The sequence below is a fragment of the Lacrimispora sp. 210928-DFI.3.58 genome, from assembly GCF_020554865.1.
Classification (GTDB): domain Bacteria; phylum Bacillota; class Clostridia; order Lachnospirales; family Lachnospiraceae; genus Enterocloster.
In genome coordinates this window covers 24,830-48,826 of the sequence record NZ_JAJCIC010000006.1, presented here as the reverse complement: position 1 = coordinate 48,826, position 23,997 = coordinate 24,830, and the positions used below count along the sequence as shown (strand labels likewise).

Genomic DNA, 23,997 nt, shown 5'->3' with positions numbered 1-23,997 from the left:
CCTTCTATCTTAGTGTAACACATCTGGAAAAATGCGGCAAGGGAAAGAATATGACAAAAATCGATGCGGAGGGGTACTAGGATGATAGCCTCATTAATGCTCTGCACAAAGCGTGGAGGAAACTTTATGAGACCTGTCAATAGGAATTTGAGTGCAGAAGCAGACTTTATATAGCGGAATAAAGTATTCAATGCTACAATTGAGAAGTGGATATTGCAGAGATAAAACATCTTATTGATAGGAGGAATAAACTTATGCTGCATTCCGGTTTGGTATCTGTGTCTTTTCGTGACCTGCCTCTTGAGAAAGTGATCATGTCTTCGGCACAGGCTGGCCTTAAATATATTGAGTGGGGGAGTGATGTTCATGCACCCTATACAAATACAGAGCGTCTGGCTGAAATTGTAAAGCTTCAGGAGAAGTATGGAGTAACGTGCTGCTCTTATGGCACTTATTTTCGTCTGGCAGTGACTCCGATCGAGGAGCTTGCCGGCTACATCAGGGCGACAAAAATGCTGGGGACCGATATTCTGAGGCTGTGGTGCGGAAATAAAAAGTCAGAGGACTTTACTTTGCAGGAAAAGGCGTTTCTATTTGATCAGTGCAAAAAAGCTGCAGCAATGGCAGAAGAAGCAGGCGTTATGTTATGCATGGAGTGTCACAGGAAATCTTATACAGAGACAAAAGAAGGGGCCCTGGAATTAATGCAGGCAGTGGATTCTCCTGCGTTTCGCATGTACTGGCAGCCGAATCAGATGCGGACAGTCGATGAAAATGTGGAGTATATCCGTCTTTTAAAGGACTATATTACGCACATTCATGTATTCCAGTGGAAGGAGACACTGCGCTTTTCTCTGGCAGAAGGAATCAAAGAGTGGAAGACTTATCTTAGGGAGATACCGGGCGATCATATGATGCTGTTGGAATTTATGCCTGATGATAAGATAGAGTCTCTTCCGGCCGAGGCGAAAGCGTTGTTTGAGCTGACAGGTGAGATATAGGGTCCGGGAGGATTGAGTCCGGCCGCATAGTTGCCTGCCATAAGATATGAAAGCGGTAGTATAGCAGCAAAAAATGAAAAGGTTTTTGCTGCTATACCCTTTGTGTCAGTCTATTAATTTTTTATGGGGTAGTGTCAGCTGAGATAGGTCTTCATGCTCTTAAGCGCATTTTTCTCCAGCCGGCTGACCTGGGCCTGGCTGATGTGGATCTCTTCGGCCACCTCTGTCTGTGTTTTTCCCTCAAAAAAGCGCATATCGATGATGTGCCTCTCCCGTTCAGGCAGGCGCTTCATGGCTTCCACCAGGGAGAGATCCTCCACCCAGTTTTCCTCCAGATTCTTCTTGTCGCTGATCTGGTCCATGACGTAAAGCGGATCCCCGCCGTCCGTATATACAGGCTCATAGAGGCTCACAGGTGTCTGGATGGCATCAAGTGCATAGGTGATATCCTCGCCGGACACGCCGATCTCCTGGGAGATTTCCAGAAGAGAGGGCTCCTTTGCATTGCGGCGAGTGAGCTGTTCCCTGGCGTAGAGGGCTTTGTAGGCAGTGTCGCGCAGGGAGCGGCTGACGCGGATGGAATTATTATCTCGTAAATATCTTCTCACTTCCCCTAAGATCATGGGAACAGCGTAAGTGGAGAACTTTACATTCTGTGTAATATCAAAATTATCAATGGCCTTGATCAGGCCGATACAGCCGATCTGGAACAGATCGTCAATATTTTCCTGATTATTTGCAAAACGCTGGATAACACTCAATACGAGGCGCAGGTTTCCTTTGATGTACTGCTCCCTGGCCTCCATGTCTCCGTCCAGTATGCGGCCGAACAGAGCCTCCTTTTCTTCATTACTCAGTAAAGGCAGCTTGGCGGTATTGACTCCGCAAATCTCAACTTTGTAGCCCGACATGATCCTTACCTCCGTTATATTGCCATTTCCCTGCCTGGGCAGGGTCACTGGATGAATCTGCTATAACGAAATGATGTACGGATTGGGAGGGTTTTATACCGGAGATGGGCAGAAAAAGGGATTGAAAAAATTTCCAGGATCATTGCTTGGCATCTGCTGCAGTATGGCTTGAGGCTATTGCTGCAGGGCGTATGCAGGTTTTGGAAGAAATGGATCATATTGATTGAATGATGGAAGGAGGAAATGATATCGGAATGAGCTTGTAAAATATTCCTAATAGGGGTATTGTCTACAAAATGAATAGAAAAGCAGGAATATTTATGCAATATATATAAATTTATCTTGACATGGGAAATAAATTGTTATATGATTGATATATCAGATATTAAATATCAATTACAAGAGAGGTTATAGATGTTTGAGAAAGAGACAATTAACGAATATGTTCCAGTAAGAGAGCAGGTAGCTCATTTGCTGCGAAAATTTATCACAACTGGAGAACTGCCTTCCGGATCGAAATTAAATGAGAGGGCCCTTAGCGCACAGTTAAATATTAGTACAACACCAATAAAAGAAGCATTGCGTATTTTAGAATCTGAAGGTCTGATTTATTCAGTTGCCAGAAAAGGAAGTTTTGTCGCTGATTTTTCTCTCACTCATGTGAGACAAATTATTTATGCGCGTGCGGCGTTAGAGGGAACTGCGGCATATTTTACAGTTGAAAACATAACAGAAGAACTAATTGAGGAATTGAAAGCAATTCTAAAAAAATCAGAAAAGGCAATGCAGGAAGAAAATATTGAGAAATTCAGCGAGTATAATAGCCAATTTCATCAAATTTTAAGACAGAACTGTAATAATAAATACATCCTTAAGATTGTTGAAATTCTTCGGGCGATGGATAGAACATCACTAAATAATACTTTGGAAAAAAATAAAGAAGAGTTTGCTATTTCCTATCGTGAGCATCAAGAGATTATGGAAGCAATTTGCAAAAAAGATGCAAAAAAGGTGGAAAATTACATAGTAGATCATATTCGTCGAGTTGCGAATGAAGCTTTAGAAGAAGAATGATTTATTTTCTGATATATCAGATTTATAGAGAGGGGGGATGGAATATTTTTATTATGATAGGGAATATTTTATCCCTATCTGATATATCAGATATAATATATCAGATGTCATTTTGAATTTTTAACTAGTGAAGGAGGAAGATAAACATGAGGATGCAAAAGAGATTATTTGGTGTGTTACTGACAGCTATGGTTGCTTTAAGTGTAACAGCATGCGGAAATGGCAGCAATAATATCAGAACACAAAATGAGACTGGTGTTGCCAAAGAAACAAGTGCGGATGGAGTGATTAAGATTGCGGTTGCTGCTTCTATGACAGGTGAAAATGCGGAATATGGAAAGCAGATGCAGGCTGCGGCAGAAATTATGGCAGAAAAATGGAACAAAGATGGCGGCGTCGTTGGAAAGCAGATCGAGATAGTTCCATATGATGATAAAAATTCTGGTGATGAATCTGCAACTGTTGCTCAAAAAATTGTTGAAGACAAGGATATCATAGGTGTTATTGGACATTTCTCCTCCAATCTCTGTCTGATAGCAGATCCAATTTATCAGGAAAATGAAGTGATTGCAATTACTACCTCTGGTTCTCACCCGGATATTACAGGAATTGGAGATTTTATTTTCCGCAATAATTCTATTATTTCTACAGAAGCTAATTATATGCTCCAAATTGCGATCGAAGATTTTGGATGTAAAAAAATCGGTATTGTGTCTATTAAAACAGACTGGGGGACAACTACTTCTAATACTTTAAAAGAACTCTTGGAGACAAATTATAGTGATAGCGGGGCAATGATCGTGGCTCATGAAGAAATAATCACGGGTTCTGATGACTTTAGCCCGATCGTGACTAAGATGGAAGAAGAAGGTGCGCAGGTTATTCTTTGCGTTGGCGAATATGGTTTAACGGGACCACTGGCAAAACAGTATCGCCAGATTAATCCAGATATAAAGTTGGTAGGAACTTCTAATGCATTTAGCCAGCAGCTGTTAAATCTTGCTGGAGACTCCGCTGAGGGTTTACGATTCCCGATTAGCTTTTTTGCCGGATCACAGGATCCCAAGGTTAAAGATTTTGTAGATGAATTTGATGAAAAATATGGGGGTCTGCCAAATTCCTTTGCTGCTCAGACTTATGATGCAACGGGAATGCTGTTAGAGGCTATCAAAAATGCTGGAACAACGGATCATAGGGCAGTTAGAGATGAATTGACTAAGTTGGCTTATCCGGGAGTAACTGGTGATACTAATTTTGATGAAAATGGCGATGCGGCAAAATCATATACGAAAGTTGAAATTCAGAATGGAGAATTTGTAGAAGTTAAGTAACAGAAATAAGTAAAAGGAGCAAACCATTATGCTTACACAACAGATTTTTAATGGGTTAGCACTGGGGATGGCATATGCATTGATTGCAGTCGGATATTCTTTGGTATTCGGTATTCTTCGGCTTGTGAACTTTTCACATGGTTCCGTGTATGCTTTTGGGGCACATATGGTTCTGTTACTTGTGGGAATGAAGTTCGGTATTGTACCGGCTATCATACTCAGTATGGTACTGACCGGAATTTTGGGAATCATTATTGATAAGACTGCCCTTGAACCGTTAAGAAAAAAGCATTCTCCAGGCATTGCGTCATTGATTACAACGATTGGCATATCCAATGTAATCCAGAATCTTTTAATGATTTTTTTTAATAGTGAACGCAAACCCTTACCGGCATTTTTGAATTTTGGAATACTTGAGATAGGCTCTTTCAAAATCAACTCATCGCAGATTATTATTTTCATAGTATCCATGGTTTTGCTTGTTGTGCTGACAGGGGTGGTAAGTGGTACTAAGATAGGGCTGGCTATGCGTGCATCCGAACAAAATTCACGTGCGGCAAGTATTGTGGGAGTGAATGTTCATTTTGTGATTTCTTTTACATTCTTTCTGGCAGGTGCCTCTGCTGCAATCGCAGGAGCATTGATCGGAGGATATTACCAGATTGTATATCCTACAATGGGCGTTATGGTTGGATTAAAGGCATTTGCAGCAGCAGTGCTTGGGGGAATTGGAGTTTTATATGGCTCTGTCATAGGTGGACTGATCGTTGGAATTTCGGAAAGTATGGCAGCCACATTTTTAGGATCGACCTACAGAGACTCTGTAGCATTTATCATTCTGGTACTGGTGTTGATCATACGACCCACAGGATTGTTTGGCAGAAAGGATATTCAAAAGGTGTAGAGCTATGAAGAAATCTAGTAGTAATAAAGAAGAGAGAAGTAAGCTCTACAAACTGGAAGCTTTTTTCTCAGAGAACAGAATCTTATTATTTGCAGTGGGTATTATAGGCCTGATTGCGCTGCCTTTTTTAGGAATCGGAAATTATCTTCTGCGCATTATAATTATGATCGGCATCTATACCATTTTGGGACATGGATTAAATATTCTCATTGGATATACAGGTCTGGTTTCTTTGGGGCATGCGGGCTTCTATGGAATAGGAGCATATACAGCTACATTGTTGATGCTGCGTCTCAGTATGAATTTTTTTCCGGCAGCTTTATTGGGAGGGATCATGTCAGCTCTGTGCGGAGCACTGGTCTGTCTGCCCACATTAAAGCTGAAAGGTCCTTATTTGTCTGTAGTGACTTTGGGATTCGGTGAGATTATGAGAACGATTTTTTTAAACTGGGACAGTATGACAAATGGAACTCTGGGACTTCGAAATATTCCTAGGCCATCCATTTTTGGCTATCAGCTCACATTGGCAAATTATGGGATTTATTATCTTATGCTGATATTGGTTGCAGCTATAACTATATTGTGTCATCTGGTGATCAATTCAAAAATCGGCCGGGCCTTTATTTCCATAAAGGAAGATGAACTGGCAGCAACAATGATGGGAATTGATATAAGTGCATATAAAGAACTGGCATTTGCAATATCAGCATTTATTACAGGCATTGCAGGAGCATTCTATGCCTCTATGATCAGTTTTATCGACCCTAATTCTTTTACAAACGATGTTTCCACATTGATTGTCAGTGTTGTTATCTTAGGGGGAATGGGAACCTTAAGAGGAATGTTTTTGGGGGCGGCAATTCTATTGTCTTTTCCGGAAATGACTCGTTTTTTAATGAATTATCGATTTGTATTTTATGGATTAATCCTTATAATTATGATGCGTTTTCGACCGCAGGGAATTTTGGGATGGAAGTCGCAGCTGCCATATCGTTTTCCAAAGCTGCTTCGGAAAACACAGAATTGCACTGAGACAAAGGAGATATGAGAATGGCATATTTGCAGGTGAATGAGATCACAAAAAGATTTGGCGGTCTTATTGCAGTAGATCATGTAAATTTTGAAGTGGAAAAAGGGGAAATTGTCAGTGTGATTGGGCCCAATGGTGCTGGAAAGACAACGGTATTTAATATGTTAACTGGTGTTTACTCCATTGATTCAGGAGAAATACTGTTTGATGGAAAGGCGATCCATAATCAAAAACCCCTCAAAATAGTAGAGGCGGGAATTTCACGTACATTTCAGAATATCCGCTTATTTCCGAATATGCGTGTAATTGAAAACGTACTGGTAGGAACCCACATCCGAACACAATATAATTTCTTTGATACGATTTTAAGAAATAAAAAATACCAGTTAGAAGAAAGTGAAAAGACAAAACGGGCTATTGATATTTTAAACTCACTTGGATTGGGGGATAGAATCCATGATTATGCTTCCAATCTACCCTATGGTGATCAAAGAAAAGTAGAAATTGCACGGGCAATTGCAACAGGTGCTCAATTAATATTACTGGATGAGCCGGCAGCAGGGATGAATCCACAGGAATCAGAAGAATTGCTTCATTTTATCAAGGAACTAAGGGATAAAAACTTTACAATTGTTCTGATTGAACATGATATGAATGTCGTTATGCATATTTCCGACAGGATATATGTGATCGACCATGGAAAAAAGATTGCCCAGGGAACCCCGGAAGAAATTATTAATAATGAGCGGGTGATAGAGGCATATCTGGGAGGGACAAGAAATGCTGGAGATTAAAGGACTAAATACATATTATGGCCATATTCATGCATTAAAAGGAATAGACCTCCAGATTGCCAGTGGAGAGATTGTTTCTTTGATTGGAAGCAATGGTGCCGGAAAATCAACCACTGTTAATTCCATTATGGGGTTAGTTCCTGCACAGAGAGGAAAGATTATCTTCGAGAATGATGATATTACCAATCAGCCAACGCATTTAATTGCAAGGAAAAAAATAGGTTTTTCTCCTGAAGGAAGAGAAGTATTTCCTGCATTGACAGTCAAGGAGAATCTGCGTCTGGGAGCATATCCCAGAAAAGATAAAAAAGCAACAGAGGCTGCTTATGAACGTATCTATGATTTGTTCCCGCGTCTGAAAGAGCGCATTACACAGACGGCAGGAACGCTTTCCGGAGGAGAACAGCAGATGCTTGCTATTGGACGTGCGTTAATGAACGATCCAAAACTTCTTTTACTGGATGAGCCATCTTTAGGGCTGGCGCCAAATTTTGTCCAGATGATTTTTGAGCTAATTCAGTCTATTAATAAACAGGGCGTGACAATTCTTTTAATAGAACAGAATGCAAATATGGCGCTGGCAATTTCAGATCGTGCGTATGTATTGGAAACAGGAAGGGTTAGTATGAGTGGAGATGCAAAGCAGTTGGCGAATGATCCTCGTGTAAAAAAGGCATATCTGGGGCTTGGATAAGGAGGGTGGATATGAAAGTATTATTAACAGGTGCAACCGGTTTTATTGGATCTTACATTATGAAGGAGTTTCTGGGGGCAGGACATGAAATTGTGGGATATGATAATGTGATGGATCATACCTCCATTCAGATGTTGTTCTCACCAGAAGAACTTGCAGAAATTCCTTTGGTGCAGGGAGATGTCAGAGATCTGGCAGGACTGATCCGAGTGTGCCAGGATTATCAGATTGACACCATCGTTCATCAGGCGGGATTGCTGGGAGCGGCAGATAGGAATTATCTGGAAGCAGCCAAAGTGAATATTATTGGCACATTAAATGTATTTGAGGCAGCACGTATATTAAAATTGCGCAGAGTTGTATGGGCCAGTTCTCAAACAATATTTGGTCCGCAGGTCATGCATGAGGAAGAGTGGATACCAAACGATGGAATGCCCCATCCATGGGATAATTATTCATCTATAAAAACTTATCTGGAATTTGCAGGAAAAGCATATGCTCAAAAATTTGGAGTCGATAATATTGCATTGAGGTATTGTATTGTCTATGGAATGGGCAGAATGGGACGGCATGGTGCATATCCATCGCAGCTAATGGTTAATCCTGCTATGGGTATAAAAGGTGTTGTGGATTATGGCGATGATGCTCCGAACTGGCTTTATGTAGAAGATGCAGCCAGAGCAACGCTGCTTGCATGTACTGTTCCCTATACAAAGTCAAAGGCATTTACGATAACAGGTGAGATTATGCCTATGAAGGAATTGAAGGATTATATCATGACTCTGTTGCCGGAGGCAGAGATTGAGCTGAAACCGGGACACTATGGATGCGGATGGAAGTTTGATGGTTCGGCAGCCAGGGACGAGCTCGGATATGAACCATATTTTTCAGCAAAAGAAGGTGCAAGAAAAACGATCAATGATGTACGTAAACAGTGCGGATTACCACCTGTATGAGAGAAAAAGGAGAAAAGATATGTTAAAACCAAAGGGAATTCTTCCGGCAATGATTACGCCTCTGACAAAGGAGGGGAAATTTAATGACAAAGTATTAGAAAAGTTGATTAACTATATGATCAGCGGAGGGGTCCATGGAATTTTTGCAATGGGAACAACAGCCGAATTCTATGCAGTAAATCATGATATATATCGGGAAATTCTGTCTGCTGCAAAGGAATATACCAATGGCAGAGTGCCGGTCTATGCAGGGGCAAACAGTATTACAACAAAGGGTGCCATGGAATTGGTTGAGATTGCAAGTGATGTAGGCGTTGATGCAATTTCAGTTTTGACACCCATGTTTATCTCACCTAATGATGAAGAGTTGTTTGAACATTACCGCGTAATCGCAGAAAGCACAGATAAACCGATCCTGCTTTATAATAATACCCCGAAAACGGGGGTAAATCTCGCACCAGGACTGGTTGAACGCTTGGCAGATATTCCTAATATTGTGGGAATTAAGGACAGTAAAGGGGATTTTACCCAAATATCCAGCTATATTCAGAAAACAGAGGATAAGGAATTTAATGTCCTCGTGGGCAGAGATACTTTAATTTATGCAAACTTGTGTCAGGGAGGAGCCGGGGCTGTTGCGGCATGTGCCAATGTTGCTCCCAGACTATGTGCGGATATCTATGATCATTATCAGAAGGGTAATAGAAACAAGGCGTTGGAATGCCAGAATAGATTGAATCCTCTTAGACTGGCATTTGGAATGGGAACATTTCCGGCAGTTATAAAAGAGGCGCTTACTATGCTTGGCATTGACGCTGGCCCCTGTTTCTTACCAATTCTTCCTTTACACGATGATCAAAAGGCAAGTTTAAGAAAAATTCTTGAAGGAATGGAACTTTTATAATAAAAGGAGAGGTTTATTTTATGAATTCAGCAGAACAAAAGGTTGTATCATTGATTAACAGGGAGGAGATCACCAGCTTTATGAAGGCCCTGATACAGGCACACAGTGATTATCCTCCTGGTGATACAAGAGAAATCGCAGAATTATGTAAGAATAAGCTGGAGGAATATGGAATTGAAACCGAAATTGTTATTCCGCCGGAAACAGTGATATCACCGAAAAATGATGGAATCGACAATATTACGAAACCCAGTGTTATTGGAAAGATTCAGGGAAAGCCGGGACCTACATTATTACTGAATGCTCATATTGACACTGTACCGGCAGGTGATTTGAGCCAGTGGAAATACGATCCTTTTGAGGGTGTAGTAGATAATGGGATGATTTACGGGCGGGGAGCTGGAGATGACAAAGGCTCTGTTCTGGCTCAAATTATGGCAGCATGCGCAATAAAAAAGGCAGAAATCCCATTAAAGGGTACTTTATTGATTAATCCTGTGGCAGATGAGGAAGCACATAGCTGGAGAGGAGCGCGTTGGTTGAGAGATTCTGGCATTCTCAAGCCTGATCTGGCCATTATCGGTGAGCAGACTGATAATGAAGTTGCAGTCGGTGAGCGCTCTATCGCCTTTTTCGTTGTTACGATCCATGGAAAGGCAGCTCATGGAGCCATGCCCTGGGCCGGAAATAATGCAACCATACATATGTCTAAATTTGTTATGCTGGTAAATGAAGAGCTGGTACCAGAATTGCAGGCTAACAAGCCTCCTTATCTTCCTGCAACGACATTAGCAACTACCAGAATAAAAGGAGGAAGCTTGACAAACATTATACCCGAAGAATGTGTGTTGGGAATTGACTGCCGTATGACGCCTAATATTACGAAAGAGTATGTGAAGGGTCGTTTGGAAGATTTACTTAGAAAAATGTCAGAAGAATCTGATCAGCCATTTGAGTGGTCTGTAGAAATTACGAATAATGATATTGGTGTAAACACAGATGCAGAGCATCCTTTAATAAAGACATTATTGGGAGCACTGAAAGATGTACGGGGGAAACAAGTAGAGCCAACGGGTTATTACCAGCATAGTGATGGGAGCCGTTTTGCAAAGCTCGGAATTCCTATCGCAATTTTTGGCCCGGGAGATCCTGTATTGGGACATGCTCCCAATGAGTGTGTTTCTATCGATCAACTTGTGGAAGCTTCGAAAACATTGGCCATTGCTGTTATGAGATTAATGGCATCGGAGGACTAGTATAAGATGGTTAAATTTGATGTGGCCTTTCAGGGAGCAAGGGTATTAGGACCAGAAGGTTTGCAATTTTGTACGATAGGAGTGAATCAGGGAAAAATCTGTTCCCTGATTCCACCAGAGGTTCCGGTTGAAGCAAAGGAAATGTGGGATTTTAGCGGAAAGGTGATTTTACCAGGAGCAATTGACACCCATGGACATATTAATAATAAAGAACCATTTGACTATGGAACAGCTATGGCTGCTCGCGGCGGATTTACTACAGTAATTGAAATGCCAATGTCAAAGTTCATGCCGAACAATGATAATACAGTTATGTTTGAACAGAGAAAAAGACTGATTGAGGAGCAGGCGTATATTGATATCGCATTATGGGGAGCAGCTTATCCCAGCAACCTGGATCTTTTAGAAGATATGATAAAAAGCGGCAGTGCAGGATTTAAGATATTTACCTGTCCAGCAGGTAAAACATATCCGTATTTTGATGATTATCATCTTTTAAAGTTGATGGAAAGAACGTCAAAACAGAACACGATCATTGGGATTCATGCAGAAAATAGTTCTATATGTGATAATTTGACAGAAGAATTTGTGAGTAGAGGAGCGGGGAAAGAATACTTTGAAGAAAGCCGTCCCATTGTAGCTGAAGCAATGGAGGTTGCAAAAGTATGTGTCATGGCGGCACTTACGGGGAGCAAAATTCATATTTGTCATGTAACGTGTCCGGAAGCAATGGAAATCATTGAGATAGCACGGAGAAATGGTACTGATGTATCGGCCGAAACATGTGCACAGTATCTATCACTGACAAAAGATGACATTGTAAAGTATGGTGCATATGCAAAATGCGGACCGCCATTGCGGGCGGAAGATAAAAGGGATGAACTTTGGAGATATGTTCTGAATAAAAGTGTAGATACCATCGGAACAGACAGTACCGTTTATACAGAAGCAGATAAAGAAGGGGATTTTTGGAAAGCATCTTCTGGTTTTCCGGGAATGGATATAGCAATCCCAACTTTGATCGATGAAGGAATCCACAAAAGGGGAATGACCTGGGAAAGACTTGCAGAATTAATAGCAACAAATGCTGCTAAACGGTTCGGGTTAAAAGAAAAAGGGAAAATAGCGCCGGGATACGATGCAGATGTTATTGTAGTGGATCCAGATAAAAAGTGGATATTCAGAGCAAAGGAAACCTTTTGGAAGAATAAATCCGATAAGTTTGCGTATGAGGGGAAGTGCTATAAGGGGAAAATAGAGGCAACTTTTGTGCGCGGACAAGCAGTCTATGTAAATGGACAGTTGGTTGGCAAGAAAGGCTTTGGTAAATTTATATGGCCAGATAAGGAGGCAGAGATTGATAATTGAACAGAAGATAGAAAATGCAGGTTATAAATTGCCGGAAGTAAAGGCAGATAATTCCCAGTTTGTACCTGGCAAGATAGCCGGAAATCTGTTGTTTGTATCAGGTTCCACACCGCTGAAAGATGGAAAGCCGATTTTTAAGGGAACGGTAGGCGATGAGGTGACTATGGAGCAGGCAAAAGAAGCTGCAGAACAAGCAACAATATGTGAATTAGGAAAGGTTAAGGCTGTGCTTGGCAATCTGGACCGAGTGAAAGAAGTAATCAAGGTAAACGGCTATATAGCGGCCAAATATGGCTTTACGGGTCAGTCAGAGGTTATGAATGCAGCTTCTGATCTGTTAGTTCGGATTTTAGGAGAAGCTGGAAAACATGCACGTACTGCTATTGCAGTATCTTCTCTCCCAGGAGATGCACCATTAGAGATTGAGATGATCGTATTATTTGAATAGGGGGGTGTGACTTTTCATGGCAGTCCTATTGGTTGGGGGCGGAGGCCTGATTGGAAACAATTTGGTGCAGCGACTTTGTGATCATAATGAAGAGCTGGTTGTCTATTCTGCACATATGCCTAAAACAGCGGTTGATTGTGCATGGTATCAGGGAGATGTGACAGATGAGAAGCGGCTGACGCAGGTATTTCAGGAAAATAAGATTGACCGTGTTATTCACAATGCAGGAGTTTCCTCTCCTAAATTATATCTGGATGATCCATACAAAATTTACCGGACCAATGTGATCGGTGTTTTAAATTCTCTGAAAGTGGCAAAAAAGTACCAGGTATCCAGATTTATTTATATTAGTTCTGCTGGAGTCTATGCACCGGATGCCCCCATTGATGTAAAAGAAGAAGACACAAGAAAAGGAAATCTTCCCTACCGAGCATCAAAAATCTGTGGGGAGGAGATGGTCAGAAATTATGGTATGGAAAGCGTGTCATTAAGAGTAAGCTATGTTTATGGTCCGGGACGTTACGTTTCCTGTCCGATTCGGGAAATGGCGGAGGAATTATACAAAAAAGGAAAGATAAATAGGGAGAGTGGAATAGACCAGCAACAGGATTTCATTTATGTGGATGATGTCTCAGCAGGAATTGAACAGATACTTCATGCTTCTGTTTTGCCGCATACGGAATACAACCTTTCCAGCGGAGTCCTTACCAGCTTCAAACAGGTTCTAAGGATATTAAAAAAACGTTATCCTGAATATCAAATTTCCATTGGGTCAGGTAAACTTGGGTTTACAGAGAATTCTTTGAATATAAGCCGTATTAAAGAGGACTTCGGCTGGGAGCCCCAGATAGGTTTTGAGGAAGGAATGGAAAGATATTTAAGCTGGTTAGAGCAGGATTTACAGTATCAAAAATCACCGGATTGATTATAGAAGGCAATAGTATGTTTGCAATAAAAATGGAAGCTCAGATGAAAGGTGGAAAGCGAAAATGAGAGAATCTATTCACAAATATTTTCAGATAGGAACCATCCGATGGATGTCTTTTCCAAAGATGGGAGTTTTGGAATCAATCAAAAGGATTGCGGCAGATGATTATTTTGATGCGATTGAGCTTACAAAATGTAAGGATGATGAGGAAAGAGAGGCGGTAAAGAAGCTGCTGGAACAGTCTCACCTGAAGGTGTGCTATGGAGCACAGCCGAGGCTCCTCGGACCGAAGCTGAATCCCAACGATATTGATGAGGAGGGCAGAAAGGCGGCAGAGGCTACCCTGATTGAGGCTATTGATGAGGCAGAGTATTTGGGGGCAAAGGGTATCGCTTTTTTGGCCGGAAAGTGGGAAGAGGCTACAAAGGAGCAGGCTTATAAACAGCTTTTAAAAACCACCAGAAATCTCTGTGATTATGCAGCAAAGAAGAATATGATGATAGAGCTGGAGGTATTTGATTTTGATATGGATAAGGCGGCTCTTATCGGACCGGCTCCCTATGCAGCTAAATTTGCAGCTGACATGAGAATGACTAATCATAATTTTGGCCTTTTGGTTGACCTGTCCCATTTCCCGACTACATATGAGACCTCTAAATTTGTGATCCAGACACTAAGGCCTTATATTACGCATCTTCATTTCGGCAATGCTGTTGTAAAAGAGGGATGCACTGCCTACGGTGATAAGCATCCGCGTATGGGCTTCCCTGACAGCGCCAATGATACTGCAGAACTGGTTGATTATCTGACAGTATTGAAGCAGGAGGGCTTTTTCAACAGTAAGAATCCCTTGGTTTTATCTATGGAGGTGACTCTGGTAGGGGATGAGGACGAAGAAATTGTTTTGGCAAATACCAAGAGAGTGCTGAACCGTGCATGGGCACTGGTTGAGGATTAAGGAGGATCAGACAGATGAAAATCGTTATTTTAGATGGATATACAGAGAATCCGGGAGATCTGAGTTGGAATGGCTTTGAAGAGTTGGGAGAATTAACAGTATATGACAGAACCACAGATCACAGTCAGATTGTGGAAAGAATAGGGGATGCAGAAGTAGTATATACAAATAAAACACCGATTACAAGAGAAACCATGAAAGCCTGCCCCCAAATGAAATATATTGGTGTATTGGCTACAGGTTACAATGTAGTGGATGTTGAAGCTGCTAAGGAGGCAGGAATCATTGTAACCAATATCCCCACTTATGGAACAGATGCAGTTTCTCAGTATGCGATAGCCCTTTTACTTGAGCTGTGCCATCATATCGGGGAACATTCCCGATGTGTGAAGAAGGGGGACTGGACCAATAACCAGGATTGGTGTTTCTGGAACTATCCTCTCATTGAGTTGGCAGGTAAGACAATGGGAATCATCGGATTTGGACGAATTGGGCAGGGAACAGCGCGTATTGCTCAGGCTTTGGGTATGAAGGTTGTAGCTTTTGATACCCATAAAATAGATGGACTGGAAAGTGAAAGCTGCAGATATGCTTCTCTGGATGAACTTTTTGAGGTTTCTGATGTGATCTCTCTTCATTGTCCTCTGTTTCCAGCTACGCAGGGGATCATAAATAAAGACAATATTAGCAAGATGAAGGATGGAGTATTGATCATTAATGATTCCAGAGGGCCATTGATTGTGGAGGAGGACTTAAGAGATGCTTTAAACAGCGGAAAAGTAGGAGGAGCAGCAGTTGATGTGGTTTCTACGGAGCCTATCTGTGCAGATAATCCACTTTTGTCTGCAAAGAATTGTATCATCACACCGCATATTGCCTGGGCATCTAAGGAGTCAAGACAGAGATTGATGAATATTGCAGTAGACAATCTGAAAGCTTTTGTAGATGGAAAACCGGTCAATGTTGTGAATTCCTAAAAGAGTTCCGATTGCTCTGCTTCCCCTTGAGAAAATTATCCCCACACCGTATACAGATGCTTGAAGAAAACCGGATTTAATAGTATAATTATTTCGATCAACGATATTTGTGCGGTCAATACCATCCAATATTAATCTTAAGGGGGAATCTATCATGATCAACTGGAACAACTTAGATACGCTTGCTTCCTATCAGGAGCTTTTAAAGGCAGAGCGTGTAAATCTCGTGGAGGCGATGTCTGGAGAGAACGGATCAGAGCGTGTAAAAAAGTACAGCGTTCCGATGGCAGAGGGTTTTGTTTATAACTATGCTGCAAAGCAGGTGGATGACGCGATCCTGGCCGATCTTGTAAAGCTGGCAGAGGAAGCTCAGCTTGCAGATAAATTTCAAGTTCTTTACAACGGCGCAGTGGTAAATACCGGTGAGAAGCGCCTTGTGCTTCATCATCTGACCCGTGGACAGCTGGGCGAGGCTGTTCAGGCGGACGGCGTTGATAAGCGCACCTTCTATGTGGAGCAGCAGAAGAAGATCACCGAGTTCGCAAACAAGGTGCATGCAGGAGAGATCACAAATGCAGCAGGTGAGAAATTCACTACGGTTGTGCAGATTGGTATTGGCGGCAGTGATCTCGGACCACGTGCGATTTATCTGGCTCTTGAGAACTGGGCTAAGAAGCAGAATACACTTAAAATGCAGGCAAAATTCATCAGCAATGTAGATCCGGATGATGCAGCTGCAGTGTTGGATTCCATCGACGTAGCACATTCCCTCTTTATCCTTGTTTCCAAATCCGGTACTACGCTGGAGACTTTGACAAACGAATCCTTTGTGAAGGATGCACTGAAAAATGCAGGATTAGACGCCTCCAAACATATGGTTGCCGTTACCAGTGAGACCTCTCCTCTGGCAAAGAGCGATGATTATCTGGCTGCCTTCTTTATGGATGATTATATCGGAGGACGTTACTCCTCCAGTTCAGCAGTGGGCGGAGCCGTATTGTCACTGGCATTTGGACCTGAGGTATTTGCACAGTTCCTGGAGGGTGCAGCAGAAGAAGACAAGCTGGCCATGAATAAGGATGTATTAAAGAATCCTGCCATGCTGGATGCATTGATCGGCGTTTACGAGCGCAATGTGCTTGGCTATCTGTGTACAGCAGTTCTTCCATACTCCCAGGCATTAAACCGTTTCCCGGCGCATCTGCAGCAGCTGGATATGGAATCCAATGGTAAATGTGTAAACCGTTTTGGCGAGCGGGTAAATTATCAGACAGGCCCTGTGATCTTTGGTGAACCCGGAACAAACGGACAGCATTCCTTCTATCAGCTCCTTCATCAGGGAACTGACATTGTGCCCCTTCAGTTTATCGGCTTCAAGAACAATCAGATGGGTGTGGATGTCGTGATCGAGGAAAGCACAAGCCAGCAGAAGCTGTGCGCGAATGTGGCTGCCCAGATCGTGGCATTTGCATGCGGTAAGTCAGATGAGAACCGCAATAAGAACTTTGAGGGAGGACGTCCGTCCAGTATTATTATCGGCGACCAGGTAAATCCCAGATCAGTGGGCGCGCTTCTGTCCCACTTTGAAAACAAGGTTATGTTCCAGGGCTTTGTATGGAATGTGAACAGCTTTGACCAGGAGGGCGTACAGCTTGGCAAGATATTGGCAAAGCGTGTGCTTGCACATGATACAGACGGAGCATTGAAGGAATTCAGTGATCTGCTGAATATTTAATTGCACGTAACAGTTCAGATTTCCACATCGGATGGATATCCGATGCTTCTTGTCCGGCCTGGCCGGGCAAGAAGATACCCCGTCTGAACTGTTACAATTACACAGTATCCAGCAAAACGCGCCAGAGAGGCGTTTTGTCGGATCGACATAAAAGTACGGGCCGGAGTCAGGAAAATGTCTCCGGCCTTTTTCTGCCATTTTCCGGTATAATTACCAGACATTCCCTGTAGGATTACCAGTAATTTTATGTTATGATCTATTTGTAACAGAAATGTAATATTTATGTAACAAATAAGGAGGTAACATCATGAGAAAAACAGGAATCTATGGTTTAGCGGCCGCATTGGCAGTTACAGCAGCAAGCCCTATGACAGCGATGGCAGCAAACATTGTATGTAAAGTTCCGGGGGCAGGGCAGAAGCTTGTGATCGGAGGAAATCCTTCTAAGGGGATCCTGGCGGGGATGCAGGTGAATTGTGATAATCTGGCAGAGATCCTGGGTTCTGACTGCCTGATTCCGGGAAATGGCGGCGGGACGGGTGAAATGATACCTGGACAGATGCAGCCGGGGCAGATGCTTCCGGGGCAAGGAGTACCAGGACAGATTCCTCCAGTACAGACAACGCCGGACGAAATGATACCAGACCATACGGTACCGGATCAGACGGCCCCGGATGAGACGATTCCGGATGTGACCGAAAGCAGCGATTCTCTGGCGGCACAGGTGGCAGAGCTGGTAAATAAAGAGCGTGCAAAGGCCGGCCTGTCCCCTCTTACATGGAATACAAAGGCAGCCAGCGCAGCCCGGACAAGGGCAGAGGAGCTGACAGCCTCCTTCTCCCACACCAGGCCAAATGGAAGCAGCTTTTCCACAGCCCTCACAGAGGCAGGCCTTACATACAGCCGTTCCGGTGAAAATATTGCCTACGGACAGACAAGCGCAGAGCAGGTTATGGAGCAGTGGATGAACAGCTCCGGTCACCGCGCCAATATCCTGGATCAGAATTTCACATCCATAGGCGTAGGCCATTACGTGAGTCCGTCAGGTGTTCATTATTGGACTCAGCTGTTTACAAGATAACATCCAGTTTCCTATATGATATCTGAAACGGCCCTTCACAGGACTTCCAGATCTCATTGTCAGCACATCCCTTCGGCTCAAAGGCAGATTTGAGCCGAAGGGATGTGTTTTTGATTTCATAAAATGGAGCTTGTATTTTCGTGCCTTATTTGTTATAATAATTAATGTAAAAACATAATGTTGTAATTACATATTAACAAAGAAGGCGGAGGAAAAGAACGATGGCATACGAACACAAGACTTTTGATGAATTTCATGTAGGGGACAAAACGGAATACAGCCGTACGATCACAGAGACAGACGTACTCAATTATGCTGGTCTCACAGGGGATTTCAGTCCGCTGCATCTCAATGAGCTTTATGCAAAGACCACCATGTTTGGCACACGTATTGCCCAGGGGCTTTTGATCACCGCTATCTTAAGTGCCAGCAGCGGCCCGTTTTTCGGCAGCGGCGCAGTATATGCCGGCCATAACCAGAGATTTTTAGCTCCTGCAAAAATAGGAGACACGGTTACATTTACGGTTGAGATCTTAGAGAAGAAGCAGGGAAAGCAGATCTTGGTCACCAGGGGCTACGCCACGAATCAGGACGGGACTCTTCTGGTAGACGGCCAGATCTACACAAAGATCCTGCCAAAGGAAGAAGCCTCAGGGAAACAGGCTTAAGGGGAAGGAGAATTACTATATGGGGAATAAGGTTTACAAGCTGGAGGCCGCGCTGGATCTGATCCATTCCGGTGATACGGTTGCAACAAGCGGATTTGGCCTCTGCGGCCATGCAGAGGAAATCTCTGTGGGGCTGGAGGAGCGGTTTTTGCAGACAGGCAGTCCAAACCATCTGACGCTGTACTATGGTTCGGGCATGAGCGACTGGCATGGACATGGGGTGGATCACTTTGCCCATGAGGGCTTTCTGGACTGCGCAGTGGCAGGACATTATGGGGCTGCGGTTAATCTGGGACAGCTTATTTTTGAAAATAAAGTGAAGGCGTACAATCTTCCCCAGGGCATTTTGCAGAAAATGTTCCGCAGCAGGGTAGAGGGACTGCCGGGGGCCATCTCCCAGGTGGGACTTCATACGTATGTGGATCCCCGTCTGGAGGGGGGCAGGATGAATGCGGTCACTGACCGGGATCTGGTGGAAGTGATCAATATCAAAGAGGAGGAGTACCTCTTTTATCCCGCTCCCAAGATCGATGTGGGGATCATACGAGGCACCTGCGGGGACACAGAGGGAAATATAAGCATTGAGGATGAGGCGGTTCCCACGGATATCCGTCTTATCGCCATGGCTGCAAAGGCCTCAGGAGGCAAGGTGATCGCCCAGGTCAAGCACATTGTTCCTGCGGGAACGCTTATGCCAAATAAGATCCATGTGCCGGGGATCTTTGTAGATGCAGTGGTGCAGACCTCGGATCCTGTTTCTTACCACAAGCAATCCTCTGACTGCTATTATGATAAGGCCCTGTCCGGGGACATCATTGTCCCGGCAGAGCAAAACGCGCCATTGCCCTTAGATGCGAAAAAGGTGATCGCAAGAAGATGTGCTCTGGAGCTTACGCCCAATGCAGTGGTCAATCTGGGGATAGGAACACCTGAATATGTGGGTGCAGTGGCAGAGGAGGAGGGCTGCGGAAGGCAGATCACCCTTACATTAGAAAGCGGCATTTTTGGCGGTCAGGCCTGCAAGGGCCTTGGCTTTGGCGCAGCGCGCAATTTTAGCGGTGTCCTGGAGCAGTCGCCTCAGTTTGACTTTTATGACGGCGGAGGCCTCGACATTGCATTTTTGGGATTAGCCCAGACAAACCGGTTTGGAGATGTGAACGTTTCAAAATTCTCCGGAAAGGTAACAGGCTGCGGCGGATTCATCAATATTTCCCAGCGGACTCCAAAGCTCATTTACTGCGGTACATTCACAGCCGGAGGGCTCAGGGAGACCTTTCAGGAGGGAAGGCTTCACATACTCCAGGAGGGAAGGAACCTGAAATTTGTGGATCATCTGGAGCAGGTCACTTACAGCGGAAGCTTTGGGGCAAAATGCGGGCAGCAGGTACTGTTTGTCACGGAGCGGGCCGTATTTGAGCTCACAAGGGATGGACTGATGCTCACGGAGATCGCTCCGGGCGTGGAGCTTGAGAGGGATATCTTGAAATTAATGGAATTTGCTCCTCTCATTTCTCCGGACTTAAAGATCATGGATGAGTCGCTGTTTAAGGAGGAGCTGATCGGGCTGAAGGAGAGGTTTCCGTCTGGGGATCAAAAGCTGGAAGAGGAAGGGAGTGCAACATGAAGCAGGGAAAAAGCTATTTATTGAAGGAGGAGTCAGGAATTGCATGGTTCACGATTAACCGGCCCCAGGTCTTAAATGCCCTGGATCCGGAGTCATGGACAGAGATAGAAGCATTCTGTGATTATTTTGAATCGGCGGACCACTTGAAGGTTTTAGTTATCACCGGAGCCGGTGAAAAGGCCTTTTGTGCAGGTTCCGATGTCCGTTCCCTGGCAGATCGCGATGCCCTGTCAGAAGTGTTTGCACGGGGACTGTTATACATAACAAATAAGCTGGAGAAATCTACAAAACCAGTGATTGCAGCCATCAATGGATATGCGTTTGGAGGGGGACTGGAGCTTGCCCTGGGCTGTGACATCCGCATTGCCTCAGAAAACGCGGCCTTCGCCTTTCCGGAAACGGGATTGGGGATCATCCCCGGAGCAGGCGGTACACAGCGGCTGGCCCGCATGATCGGAGTGGGCAGGGCAAAGGAGATGATCCTGGCGGGAAGGCGCTTAAATGCCAAAGAGGCCCAGGATTTCGGCCTGGTGATGAAGGTGGTACCCCAGGCACAGCTCATGGAGGAGGCAGAAAAGCTGGCTGAGACGCTGCTTGAGAAGGCGCCGCTGGCGATCGCAATGGCAAAGCGCGCCATACGAGCCTCCATGGATACGAACCTGCAGGATGGACTTGATATGGAAGGCCTGATGGCGGGGGTGATCTTTTCTACAGAGGACCGCATAGAGGGCATGCGTGCCTTTAAGGAAAAACGCAGGCCGGAGTATCGCAGAAGATAGGAGAAAAGCACGGGAGATGCATATTTTTGAAAAGCCAGGACCAGCGAATACGGATGAGGCGCTGAGCATTGCATTGGAAGGAGCAAGGAGGCGCGGTATTAACTGCATCATCGTTGCGTCAAATACGGGGGAGACCGTAAAAAAACTGTTGGATATGGATATAGAAGGGATGACAGTTATCTGTGTTTCCCTTGTATACGGATATTTTGAGATCGGTAAGCAGACGATGGAGGAGGTGGTGCGCCGCCAGCTGGAGGAGAGGGGAGTCAGAATCATCATAGCGGCCCATTGCCTCAGCGGAGGAGAGCGGGCATTTTCCAGGGCCTTTGGAGGCATCGGGCCAGTGGAGGCGGCGGCAAAGACGCTTATGATGTTCGGACGCGGGACAAAGGCTGCCATTGAGTCTGCCATCATGGCGGCGGACTGCGGGGCTGTACCCTACGGGGAGCCGGTGATGGCCGTTGCCGGAACCAGCCGCGGCGCAGATACTGCCCTCATCCTCAGGCCCGCGTATACTGCCGTTTTTTTGGATACACGGATTGACGAGATACTCTGCAAGCCCATAGTGCCGGGCAAAGCGCAAATAGGAAAAGGAGGAAAAGAATGATCCTTTCACCGGAATATGAATTAATGAGGAAAAATTTCCGCAATTTTGCGGAGACGGAGTTTACAGCAGAGCTCCAGGACAGATTAGACCGCGAGGGCGGATTTGATTGGGATATGCACGATAAAATGGCAAAATATGGTTTCCTGGGCTGTAAGATCCCGGAGGAATATGGCGGCCAGGGAGGAGATACGCTGGCGTACGTCCTGATGGTGGAGGAATTTGCCCGCGTGAGTCCTGTTTTGGCCATCTATGCCAATACTCCCAATTCTCTGGGCTGCGGGGCGCTGCTGTCTTATGGCTCGGAGGAACAGAAGAAGACCTATATTCCCCTGCTGGCGTCAGGGGAAAAGAATTTCTGTTTTGCACTGACAGAGCCGGGAGCGGGCTCTGATGCAGGGAGCCTGATGACCAGGGCGGTAAAGGATGGGGAAGACTACATATTAAATGGGCGGAAATGCTTTATCTCAGGAGCTCCGATCTCGGACTATGCCATTGTATATGCGAGGACGAATCCTGCCCTGAAGGGAAACAAGGGGATCTCCATGTTTATCGTTGATCTCAAGCTTCCCGGCATTTCCATAGGCAAACACGAGAACAAGATGGGGATCAACGGATATCCCACCAGCGATATCGTATTTGAAAATGTCCGCGTACCGAAGACACAGCTGTTGGGGCCTCTTGACAAAGGCTTTGCAGCAGCTATGAAGACATTGAACGGAGGACGTCTGGGCGTTGCGGCCCAGTCTCTGGGAATTGCCCAGGCCTGCCTGGAGGAATCCATAAGCTACGCAAAGCAGAGAAAGCAGTTTGGCAAACCGATCTGCAAAAATCAGGCGATCAGCTTTATGATCGCAGATATGGCGACAGAGATCGCGGCTGCCCGCGAGCTGATCTACAGCACTGCCATTGAGAAGGATGCGGGAGCAAAGGATGCTCCTATGAAATGCTCCATGTGTAAATATTTCACATCGGAGATGGCAAACCGGGTTGCCGCAAAGGCGATCCAGATCCATGGAGGCTATGGCTACATGAAGGAATACAGAGTGGAGCGGCTGTACCGTGACGCCAGGATCATGACCCTGTATGAAGGAACCAGCCAGGTACAGCAAATGGTCATTTCCGGCAATTTGTTAAAATAGGAGGGAGCTGGCATGAGAATTTATGTGTGCGTGAAGCAGGTTCCGGATACATCCGGAAAGGTTGCTGTAAAGGAGGATGGAACGTTGGACCGTGCATCCATGGAAACGATCATTAATCCGGACGACATGGCTGCCATGGAGGCGGCCCTGCAGTTAAAGGATGAGACTGGCTGCCAGGTCACAGCAGTGACCATGGGGCCTGCCCCGGCAGAGGGGATGCTCCGGGAGCTGTTGGCAATGGGGGCAGACGATGGAGTCCTGATTTCCAGCCGCGAATTTGGCGGCTCTGACACCTTTGCCACGTCCCAGATCATTGCCGGAGCCCTGCATTATCTGGGGGTCGGCGGGGAGGATGTGATCTTTTGCGGGCGCCAGGCCATTGACGGGGATACGGCCCAGGTAGGCCCGCAGATCGCAGAAAAATTAAATCTTCCTCAGGTTACATATGTGGCGGATATGAAAAAGGATGGAAATGTTCTGACAGTAAAGCGCCTGCTGGAGGACGGATATATGACGATACAGGTACAGACGCCCTGTCTGCTTACCTGCGTGAGGGAGATGAACGCTCCGCGCTATATGACAATTAAAAATATTCTCGGCTGCTATCAAAAACCGGTCCGGATATTAGATTACAATGCTTTAAAGGATGATCCGCTGATCGACCTTACGACCATTGGCCTGAAGGGTTCCCCAACCAATATTTTCCGTTCCTTTACGCCTCCGAAGAAGGAGGCAGGACGCATACTGGCCGGCACTGAGGAGGAGGCTGTAGAGGAATTGGTCAGCCAGCTTGTAAAAAAACATGTGATCTAAGGAAGAGGGAGGAACGG

24 protein-coding genes are annotated in these 23,997 nt (G+C 44.8%); 23 read left to right on the top strand and 1 reads right to left on the bottom strand.

Features of this window, described 5'->3' with window-relative positions; genetic code table 11:
* Positions 1–254 precede the first annotated feature (254 nt).
* Complete coding sequence (locus LIZ87_RS05800; protein ID WP_178316141.1) at positions 255–1,001, top strand: sugar phosphate isomerase/epimerase family protein; 747 nt, start codon at positions 255–257, stop codon at positions 999–1,001.
* 134 nt (positions 1,002–1,135) lie between these two features.
* Here LIZ87_RS05800 and sigG read toward each other — a convergent pair whose 3' ends face one another.
* Positions 1,136–1,912, bottom strand: a complete 777-nt coding sequence (gene sigG / locus LIZ87_RS05795; RefSeq protein WP_178316140.1) for an RNA polymerase sporulation sigma factor SigG — start codon at positions 1,910–1,912, stop codon at positions 1,136–1,138.
* 414 nt (positions 1,913–2,326) lie between these two features.
* Here sigG and LIZ87_RS05790 point away from each other — a divergent pair, with 414 nt between their 5' ends.
* The 22 genes from LIZ87_RS05790 (at position 2,327) to acrB (ending at position 23,980) form a co-directional block, all read left to right on the top strand.
* The gene (locus LIZ87_RS05790) at positions 2,327–2,986 is read left to right on the top strand and encodes a GntR family transcriptional regulator (protein ID WP_227145779.1); all 660 of its coding nucleotides are present in this window, start codon (positions 2,327–2,329) and stop codon (positions 2,984–2,986) included.
* 146 nt (positions 2,987–3,132) lie between these two features.
* Entirely contained in the window at positions 3,133–4,317 is a 1,185-nt protein-coding gene (locus LIZ87_RS05785; RefSeq protein ID WP_227145777.1) for an ABC transporter substrate-binding protein, read from the top strand.
* 28 nt (positions 4,318–4,345) lie between these two features.
* Positions 4,346–5,221, top strand: coding sequence for a branched-chain amino acid ABC transporter permease (locus LIZ87_RS05780; RefSeq protein ID WP_227145775.1), 876 nt, complete (start codon positions 4,346–4,348; stop codon positions 5,219–5,221).
* 4 nt (positions 5,222–5,225) lie between these two features.
* Positions 5,226–6,269: a branched-chain amino acid ABC transporter permease gene (locus tag LIZ87_RS05775; RefSeq protein WP_227145773.1), complete on the top strand. Its 1,044-nt coding sequence runs from the start codon at positions 5,226–5,228 to the stop codon at positions 6,267–6,269.
* 2 nt (positions 6,270–6,271) lie between these two features.
* Positions 6,272–7,045: an ABC transporter ATP-binding protein gene (locus LIZ87_RS05770; protein ID WP_227145771.1), complete on the top strand. Its 774-nt coding sequence runs from the start codon at positions 6,272–6,274 to the stop codon at positions 7,043–7,045.
* Positions 7,032–7,739, top strand: a complete 708-nt coding sequence (locus LIZ87_RS05765) for an ABC transporter ATP-binding protein (protein ID WP_227145769.1) — start codon at positions 7,032–7,034, stop codon at positions 7,737–7,739. The genes LIZ87_RS05770 and LIZ87_RS05765 overlap by 14 nt, the downstream gene beginning before the upstream one ends.
* Before the next feature lie 11 nt (positions 7,740–7,750).
* Positions 7,751–8,695, top strand: a complete 945-nt coding sequence (locus LIZ87_RS05760) for an NAD-dependent epimerase/dehydratase family protein (protein ID WP_178316987.1) — start codon at positions 7,751–7,753, stop codon at positions 8,693–8,695.
* Between the two features lie 19 nt (positions 8,696–8,714).
* Positions 8,715–9,599: a 4-hydroxy-tetrahydrodipicolinate synthase gene (gene dapA, locus LIZ87_RS05755; protein WP_178316988.1), complete on the top strand. Its 885-nt coding sequence runs from the start codon at positions 8,715–8,717 to the stop codon at positions 9,597–9,599.
* A gap of 20 nt (positions 9,600–9,619) precedes the next feature.
* Positions 9,620–10,855, top strand: a complete 1,236-nt coding sequence (locus LIZ87_RS05750; RefSeq protein WP_178316989.1) for a M20 family metallopeptidase — start codon at positions 9,620–9,622, stop codon at positions 10,853–10,855.
* Positions 10,856–10,861: 6 nt separating this feature from the next.
* A complete protein-coding gene (locus tag LIZ87_RS05745; RefSeq protein WP_227145767.1) occupies positions 10,862–12,223 on the top strand; it encodes a dihydroorotase in 1,362 nt (453 codons plus the stop codon).
* Positions 12,213–12,671: a RidA family protein gene (locus tag LIZ87_RS05740; RefSeq protein ID WP_178316991.1), complete on the top strand. Its 459-nt coding sequence runs from the start codon at positions 12,213–12,215 to the stop codon at positions 12,669–12,671. Before LIZ87_RS05745 ends, LIZ87_RS05740 begins: the two co-directional genes overlap by 11 nt.
* 16 nt (positions 12,672–12,687) lie before the next feature.
* Positions 12,688–13,596 (top strand): NAD-dependent epimerase/dehydratase family protein, encoded by a 909-nt coding sequence (locus LIZ87_RS05735; RefSeq protein ID WP_227145766.1) that lies wholly within the window; start codon positions 12,688–12,690, stop codon positions 13,594–13,596.
* Positions 13,597–13,660: 64 nt separating this feature from the next.
* Positions 13,661–14,557 carry a sugar phosphate isomerase/epimerase family protein gene (locus tag LIZ87_RS05730; protein ID WP_178315851.1) on the top strand — a complete coding sequence of 299 codons (897 nt, stop codon included), beginning with the start codon at positions 13,661–13,663 and terminating at the stop codon, positions 14,555–14,557.
* Between the two features lie 14 nt (positions 14,558–14,571).
* Positions 14,572–15,534 (top strand): D-2-hydroxyacid dehydrogenase, encoded by a 963-nt coding sequence (locus LIZ87_RS05725; protein ID WP_227145764.1) that lies wholly within the window; start codon positions 14,572–14,574, stop codon positions 15,532–15,534.
* Between the two features lie 154 nt (positions 15,535–15,688).
* Positions 15,689–17,269, top strand: coding sequence for a glucose-6-phosphate isomerase (locus tag LIZ87_RS05720; RefSeq protein WP_178314331.1), 1,581 nt, complete (start codon positions 15,689–15,691; stop codon positions 17,267–17,269).
* A gap of 307 nt (positions 17,270–17,576) precedes the next feature.
* Positions 17,577–18,350, top strand: a complete 774-nt coding sequence (locus tag LIZ87_RS05715; protein WP_178316846.1) for a CAP domain-containing protein — start codon at positions 17,577–17,579, stop codon at positions 18,348–18,350.
* A 221-nt stretch (positions 18,351–18,571) separates the two neighbouring features.
* Positions 18,572–19,018: a MaoC family dehydratase gene (locus tag LIZ87_RS05710; protein ID WP_178316845.1), complete on the top strand. Its 447-nt coding sequence runs from the start codon at positions 18,572–18,574 to the stop codon at positions 19,016–19,018.
* Positions 19,019–19,037: 19 nt separating this feature from the next.
* Positions 19,038–20,642, top strand: a complete 1,605-nt coding sequence (locus LIZ87_RS05705; protein WP_227145762.1) for an acyl CoA:acetate/3-ketoacid CoA transferase — start codon at positions 19,038–19,040, stop codon at positions 20,640–20,642.
* A complete protein-coding gene (locus LIZ87_RS05700) occupies positions 20,639–21,421 on the top strand; it encodes an enoyl-CoA hydratase/isomerase family protein (RefSeq protein ID WP_178316993.1) in 783 nt (260 codons plus the stop codon). The genes LIZ87_RS05705 and LIZ87_RS05700 overlap by 4 nt, the downstream gene beginning before the upstream one ends.
* 16 nt (positions 21,422–21,437) lie before the next feature.
* Positions 21,438–22,028 (top strand): pyruvate kinase alpha/beta domain-containing protein, encoded by a 591-nt coding sequence (locus tag LIZ87_RS05695; protein ID WP_227145760.1) that lies wholly within the window; start codon positions 21,438–21,440, stop codon positions 22,026–22,028.
* Positions 22,025–23,167, top strand: coding sequence for an acyl-CoA dehydrogenase family protein (locus tag LIZ87_RS05690; RefSeq protein WP_227145759.1), 1,143 nt, complete (start codon positions 22,025–22,027; stop codon positions 23,165–23,167). The genes LIZ87_RS05695 and LIZ87_RS05690 overlap by 4 nt, the downstream gene beginning before the upstream one ends.
* A gap of 12 nt (positions 23,168–23,179) precedes the next feature.
* Positions 23,180–23,980, top strand: coding sequence for an acryloyl-CoA reductase electron transfer subunit gamma (gene acrB, locus LIZ87_RS05685; protein WP_178316351.1), 801 nt, complete (start codon positions 23,180–23,182; stop codon positions 23,978–23,980).
* Positions 23,981–23,997 lie beyond the last annotated feature (17 nt).